7 protein-coding genes and 1 pseudogene are annotated in these 6,549 nt (G+C 63.3%); 6 read left to right on the top strand and 2 right to left on the bottom strand.

The window, feature by feature from the left end; all coding sequences use genetic code 11:
* The 5 genes from AC1DN0_RS23060 to AC1DN0_RS23040 form a co-directional block, all read left to right on the top strand.
* Positions 1-609, top strand: a 609-nt coding sequence (locus tag AC1DN0_RS23060) for an SDR family NAD(P)-dependent oxidoreductase (protein ID WP_477146033.1), incomplete at its 5' end; no start/stop codon positions are given.
* 79 nt (positions 610-688) lie between these two features.
* On the top strand, positions 689-2,014 hold the full coding sequence (locus tag AC1DN0_RS23055; RefSeq protein WP_045240274.1) for an MFS transporter: 1,326 nt from the start codon (positions 689-691) through the stop codon (positions 2,012-2,014).
* A gap of 44 nt (positions 2,015-2,058) precedes the next feature.
* Complete coding sequence (locus tag AC1DN0_RS23050) at positions 2,059-2,904, top strand: transketolase (RefSeq protein ID WP_441630555.1); 846 nt, start codon at positions 2,059-2,061, stop codon at positions 2,902-2,904.
* Entirely contained in the window at positions 2,901-3,902 is a 1,002-nt protein-coding gene (locus AC1DN0_RS23045) for a transketolase family protein (RefSeq protein ID WP_477146032.1), read from the top strand. The genes AC1DN0_RS23050 and AC1DN0_RS23045 overlap by 4 nt, the downstream gene beginning before the upstream one ends.
* A 125-nt stretch (positions 3,903-4,027) precedes the next feature.
* Positions 4,028-4,264, top strand: a complete 237-nt coding sequence (locus AC1DN0_RS23040) for a molybdopterin-binding protein (RefSeq protein WP_441630552.1) — start codon at positions 4,028-4,030, stop codon at positions 4,262-4,264.
* Between the two features lie 6 nt (positions 4,265-4,270).
* Here the strand turns inward: AC1DN0_RS23040 and AC1DN0_RS23035 are convergent, their stop codons facing one another.
* Positions 4,271-4,699, bottom strand: coding sequence for a TOBE domain-containing protein (locus AC1DN0_RS23035; RefSeq protein WP_045240277.1), 429 nt, complete (start codon positions 4,697-4,699; stop codon positions 4,271-4,273).
* Positions 4,700-4,855: 156 nt separating this feature from the next.
* On the opposite strand from AC1DN0_RS23035, the pseudogene AC1DN0_RS23030 reads away from it, so the two are divergent.
* A pseudogene (locus tag AC1DN0_RS23030) lies at positions 4,856-5,083 on the top strand (LysR family transcriptional regulator); the annotation flags it as partial.
* Between the two features lie 115 nt (positions 5,084-5,198).
* Here the strand turns inward: AC1DN0_RS23030 and eno are convergent.
* Positions 5,199-6,509, bottom strand: coding sequence for a phosphopyruvate hydratase (eno, locus tag AC1DN0_RS23025; protein WP_477111859.1), 1,311 nt, complete (start codon positions 6,507-6,509; stop codon positions 5,199-5,201).
* Positions 6,510-6,549 lie beyond the last annotated feature (40 nt).

The raw sequence follows: 6,549 nt of genomic DNA, 5'->3' as shown, positions 1-6,549 counted from the left end.
GCACTGGACCTTGGCGAAGATCACCTCGGCATCGCATGCGATTTCACGGACCGCGCGGCCTGCCAACTGGCCGCGCGCGCCGCCCTGGAAAAATACGGGCGCATCGATGGCCTGATCAATAACGCCGGCATTACGCAGCCCCTGCGGACGCTGGACATCCAGCCAGCCAACTTCGATGCCGTCGTCGATGTGAACCTGCGCGGCACGCTCTACATGTCGCAGGCAGTCATCCCTCAAATGAAGGCGCAGAGGCACGGCAGCATCGTTTGCATGTCGTCGGTTTCCGCCCAACGTGGCGGTGGCATTTTTGGCGGTCCGCACTACAGCGCGGCGAAAGCGGGCGTGCTTGGCCTCGCACGCGCCATGGCCCGGGAATTTGGCGGCGACCACATTCGCGTCAACTCCATTACGCCAGGCCTGATCCAGACGGACATCACCGGCGACAAGCTTACGCCGGAAATGCGGGCTGACATCATCAAAGGCATTCCGCTGGGGCGTCTCGGCGATGCCGCCGATGTGGCCAACGCCTGCCTCTTCCTGATCAGCGATCTGTCCGCCTACCTGACGGGCATCACACTCGACGTCAATGGCGGGATGCTGATTCACTGACCGTCCCTCGACTGCCGCCTTCACCTGGCGGAACAATCGGCGCACTCGGGCTAACCCGGGGCGCCTGGCAGGAGACAACATGAAGACCAAGTACGCTTCGCCCGTCGCGGGCGATGTGATGGCGCACACGGATGCCGCCACCTTTGAATCCAAGACCTACGCGAAAGTGGTACGGCGCCTGATACCGTTCCTGATGCTCTGCTACCTTGGCGCCTATCTGGACCGGGTCAATGTGGGATTTGCCAAGCTGCAGATGCTCAATGACCTGCGCTTCAGTGAAACGATCTATGGCCTTGGCGCCGGCATCTTCTTTCTTGGATATTTCCTCTTCGAAGTCCCGAGCAACATGATTCTGCACAAGGTGGGTGCGCGCAACTGGCTCGCGCGCATCATGCTGACGTGGGCCGTCATCTCGGCGAGCTTTGCGTTTGTCAGCACGCCCACCTCCTTCTACGTGTTGCGCTTCTTGCTAGGCGTCGCGGAGGCCGGATTTGCGCCCGGGGTCATTCTTTACATGACCTATTGGTTTCCGTCGGAAAGGCGGGCCAAGGCGCTATCGATGTTCTTCATGGCGATACCGCTGGCGGGCATCGTGGGCGGACCACTGTCCGGCTACATCATGCACGCATTCCACGGCGTGCTGGATCTGGCCGGCTGGAAGTGGCTGTTCATGCTGGAGGCRCTGCCATCGCTGGTTCTCGGCATCGCCATCCTGCTCTACCTGGACAACGGCATCCAGAATGCGAAGTGGCTCACCGAAGCGGAGAAAGCGCTGCTTGCGCGCAACGTCGCTGGCGACAATGCACAGAAGGTCTCGCACGTGTCGATCCGCGCATTCATCGCCGATCGCCGGCTCTGGCTGATGGCCTCCATCTACTTCTGCGTCGTGCTCGGACAGTACGGCTTGACGTTCTGGTTGCCGACCATCGTCAGGAAGGCCGGCGTCGCCGACCCCTTGTGGGTGGGCATCCTTACCGCTTTGCCGTACCTGTGCGCCATTATTGCGCTGCCATTGGTCGGCTTGAGCGCGGACCGGCGCCGCGAGCGGCGCCTGCACCTGGCGATCCCGATGCTGGTAGCGGCGGCTGGCTTTGCGACGCTTCCCCTGCTTGGCAGCGTCGGTGCTTCGATCGTCTGCCTGAGCATCGCGGCGGCGGGAATCCTGACGTCCTCGTCGCAGTTCTGGGCCTTGCCCACCGCTTTGCTGGGTGGCATGTCGGCAGCGGCCGGGATCGCCGCCGTCAACTGCTTCGCGAACCTTGCCGGCTTCTTTTCCCCGGCCATCGTAGGCTGGCTCAACGACCTGACCGGAAAATCGACCGCCGGCCTGATCTTTATCTCAGGCGTCATCGTGCTCGGCGCACTGCTTGTCTTCCTTGTCCCGGCGAAGACCGTCAACCGTTGAGCTTCTCCATCCCCTTGACCATCAGATCTACGCAGGAGACGAATATGAATTCATCCTCATCCGAAGCGCCCGTGGCACTGCCAGAGCGCGCCTATCGAATCCGCAGGAATGCCCTGTTGATGGGTGAAGTGCAAGGCCAGGGCTACATCGGGCAGGCACTCGACATCGCGGACGTCCTTGCCGTTGCGTACTTCGGTGCCATGCGGTACCGGCCGGAAGACCCGGAGTGGGAGGGGCGAGACCGCTTCCTCCTGTCCAACGGGCACTACGCGATCGCGCTGTATGCCGCCTTGTTCGAAGCAGGCATTCTCCCGGCAGAAGAGCTGGAGACGTATGGCAGCGACGATAGCCGCCTGCCGATGTCAGGCATGGCAAGTTACACGCCAGGCATGGAGATGTCTGGCGGGTCTCTGGGGCAGGGCCTGACGATAGCCGTTGGCCGTTGCCTTGGCCTCAAGCGCAAGGGCTCCGATGCTTTTGTCTATACGCTGTTCTCCGATGGCGAACTGGACGAAGGCGCGATCTGGGAAGGCATCATGTCGGCGAGCCACTGGAAACTGGACAACCTCATCGCAATGGTCGATGTCAACAACCAGCAGGCCGACGGGCCATCGACGCAAATCATGGCATTCGAGCCGCTGGTGGAGAAGCTGGAGGCCTTTGGCTGGTTTACGCAGCGCGTCGATGGCAACGATATCGAGGCGGTAGCGGCGGCATTCGATGCGGCGCGATCGCATCCGGGCGCGCAGCCTCGCATGATCGTTTGCGATACGCGCATGGGCTGCGGTGTTCCTTTCCTGGAGCAGCGCGAGAAGAATCACTTTATCCGCGTCGACGCCCACGAGTGGCAGCTCGCGCTGGAAGCACTGGAAGCCGGGAGACAAGCATGAGCAACGCAACCTTGAACAAGCCGCGTCTGAAGACGTCCGCAATGATCGCGTCGATTGCCGGAGAGGGCCAGGCGACCCGCCCTGCCCCGTTCGGACATGCACTGGTGGAACTGGCCCGCAACAAGCCCGACGTGATCGGCATGACGGCCGACCTCGGCAAATACACCGACCTGCATCTCTTTGCGAAGGCGTTCCCCGAACGCTACTACCAGATGGGCATGGCCGAGCAGTTGCTGATGGGCGCTGCCGCCGGCCTGGCGCACGAGGGGGCACAGCCCTTTGTCACCACGTACGCGGTCTTTGCCACGCGCCGCGCCTATGACTTCATGCACCAGGCCATCGCCGAAGACAACCTGGACGTGAAGATCGTCTGTGCGCTTCCCGGCCTCACGACAGGCTATGGACCAAGCCATCAGGCCGCCGAGGACCTGGCCTTGATGYGCGCGATGCCGAACATGACCGTCATCGATCCGTGCGACGCGCTGGACACCGAGCAAATGGTGCCCGCCATCGCGGCACATCGCGGTCCTGTCTATGCGCGGCTGCTGCGCGGCAACGTCCCCATGGTGCTCGATGAATATGACTATCGCTTTGAACTTGGCAAGGCAAAATTGCTGCGCGACGGCGCTGAGGTGCTCGTTATCTCGTCGGGCATCATGACAATGCGCGCGCTCGAAGTCGCCAAGGCGCTGGAAGCAGATCACGTGGGCGTTGGCGTGCTGCACGTGCCGACGATCAAACCCCTTGACACCGAAACCATCGTGCAAGAGGCAAAGCGCGCTGGCCGGCTCGTCGTCGTCGCCGAGAACCATACGGTAATCGGCGGTCTCGGCGAAGGGGTGGCGACTGCGCTGATGCGCGCTGGCGTTAGCGCGCCATTCCGGCAGATTGGCCTTCCGGACGCGTTCCTCGACGCTGGCGCACTGCCTACGTTGCACGATCGCTACGGCATCTCCGCCAACGTCATGGCGGCGACCATCAAGGGCTGGCTAGGCTGACAAGTGACGAAAGGCCGCAGGCAGGCAAGCGCGGCTCGGCGGCGGTGGGATAACCACCCACCGCTCCCTCCGAATCCACCGCACGATCTCCGCAAACGCCGACATATCCGGCGGTAAAGAGCGATGTGCTCGCCATGTACGTGGTGGCGACCGGCAGCGACGGCTACAAGACGCCGATCTCGCTGGGCGAGATCGAGCCCGGCTTCGGCAACCAGCCGGTCATGATCGCCTATGCGATGGATGGCGCGCCGCTCACCGCCAGCGGTTTTGCCCGGCTGGCAGTCCCGAACGACGGCAAGGCCGGGCGCTACGTCTCCAGGCTGATCAGCCTGGAAGTGTTCGCGGCGCCGGCGGCACGGTAGGCAGGGTCAGGCGCGAGTGGCCAGCAAGACGCTGGAGGCCTTGAAGATGGCGACGGCCGCGCCGCCTTGCACCAGCCCCAGGCTGCTTACGCTGTCATTGGTGATGATGGCCACGATCTCGCCCCCCTGCTTCAGGCCAATGACAACTTCGGCATTGACGGCGCCGGTCTTGACCCCCGAAACCGTGCCCACAAGCTGATTGCGGGCGGAGAGCAGCATGTCCGGTTCAGGCACGCCAACGATGACGGATGACGCCTTGATCAGCGCGATGGCTTCCTTGCCTACCGCGAGCCCGAGCCGCTTGGTGCTGTCGCTGGTGATGGTGGCGACGATCTTCGCGCCGCCGGCAACCTCGAGTTCGATCTCGTCGTTCACCGCGCCCTGGTGGACTGCTGTCACCTTGCCGGTCAGCTTGTTTCTTGCGCTGGTTTTCATCTGTCCCTCACCTCGTCATGTCGGCGGCCACCGCCTGGCCGCAAGTGCGCCGTCCCGGAGCGCCGCTGGCGTCCGGGCCGTGGATCGCCAGATCATACCGCGTTCGCAAGCGGCGGCAATGCCTCCCGTCCTGATAACCAACCTTGCCCCATCGTGATGCCAAAAGCCTCGCTAGACCTCCAGTTGCTCCGCATCCTGCATACCCTGCTGACCGCGTGCAGCGTCTCCCGTACAGCGGTCCTGCTGGGCCAGTCCCGGCCGGCGATCCGTGTTGCACTGCGGCGGATGCGCGAGATGACCGGCGACCCGCTGCTGGTGCGCAGCGGCAGCCGCATGGTGCCCACCACGCAGGCGCTGGCCATGATCGAGCCGGTAGCATCCGCAGGATGTGCGCAACAGCATCCGCGCCATCTGCTCCGATCCGGCGACAGGACGCACGTTTGGCTTTGCGCTGATTGGCTCGGCAGTGAACGACAAGGCACCGCTATTGCAGGAGATGTCAGCGCCGCTGCCTTGAACGCGCGCGGAGGGCTGGCGGCCCGAACGCGGTCGGTCCCGCATAGGTAGCCAGTTCTCCCAACTCGGCTTCGATCAGCAGTATCCGGTTGTACTTGGCCACACGATCCGAGCGGCAGAGCGATCCGGTCTTGATTTGGGTGGCCGAAGTCCCTACCGCGATATCGGCAATCGTCGTGTCTTCCGTCTCGCCGGAGCGATGGGACACGACCGCGGTGTATCCCGCCGCGGTGGCCATCGATATGGCGGCCAGAGTCTCTGTCAGGGTACCGATCTGATTCGGCTTGATCAGGATGGAATTGGCGATTCCTTCTTCGATGCCTCTCTCCAGTATGGCCGTGTTGGTGACAAACAGATCATCGCCCACAAGCTGAATGCGTTCTCCGAGCGTCTCCGTCAGCAGCTTCCATCCTGTCCAGTCGTCCTCTGCCATTCCATCCTCGATGGTGACGATGGGGTAGTTCTTCGCCAGCGCGGCGAGATAGTCGCAGAAGCCGCCGGCGTCGAAGTGCTTGCCTTCGGAGGCCAGGCTATACACCCCGTTCTCGTAGAGTTCCGAGCTGGCGACGTCCAGACCCAGCGCGATATCGGGGCCGATCCGATAGCCGGCGAGCTCGATTGCACTGATGATCGCTTCCAGCGCAGCCTCATTGGAGGGAAGATCGGGAGCAAACCCGCCCTCGTCACCCACAGCGGTGGAGAGGCCCCGCTTTCGCAGCACGCTCTTGAGCGAGTGAAATACCTCGGCACCCCAACGGATCGCCTCGGCAAATGAAGCGGCGCCTGCCGGCAGAATCATGAACTCTTGTATGTCGACGTTGTTGTCGGCGTGAGCGCCGCCGTTGATCACATTCATCATCGGTACCGGCAGCACGAAGCGGTCGGCCGTCGAGAAGCGCCTGTACAAAGGCACCCGTTGGGATGCAGCCGCCGCCCTGGCGGCGGCGAGGGACACCGCCAGAAGCGCATTCGCGCCCATGCGGGACTTCGTCTCCGTACCGTCCGCTTGCAGGAGCAGGCCATCCACGGCCGCCTGGTCCGCAGCGTCGCAACCGACCAGCGTTGCGCTCAGGTCTTCGTTGACGTGTCTGACGGCCTTCCGGACCCCTTTGCCGCCGTAGCGGGCCGGGTCATTGTCCCGGAGTTCCAGTGCTTCCCGGCTGCCGGTGGAGGCGCCCGAGGGTGCGGCCGCATATCCACAGGCGCCATCGGCCAGCGTCACCTCCGCGGCTACGGTGGGATTGCCGCGGGAGTCCAATACCTCGAAGCCTCGGATGGATCGGATGACGGTCATGATGAATGCCTCAAATAGGGATGTCGTGGGTGCCGAGGGT

It is taken from the genome of Cupriavidus sp. 05N39 (assembly GCF_056397325.1).
This window is presented reverse-complemented; position numbering and strand designations above follow the sequence as displayed.

Coding starts and splice junctions, on each gene's coding strand:
- AC1DN0_RS23050 (WP_441630555.1), top strand. CDS start 2,059: ATGAATTCATCCTCATCCGAAGCGCCCGTGGCACTGCCAGAGCGCGCC.
- AC1DN0_RS23035 (WP_045240277.1), bottom strand. CDS start 4,699: ATGAAAACCAGCGCAAGAAACAAGCTGACCGGCAAGGTGACAGCAGTC.
- eno (WP_477111859.1), bottom strand. CDS start 6,509: ATGACCGTCATCCGATCCATCCGAGGCTTCGAGGTATTGGACTCCCGC.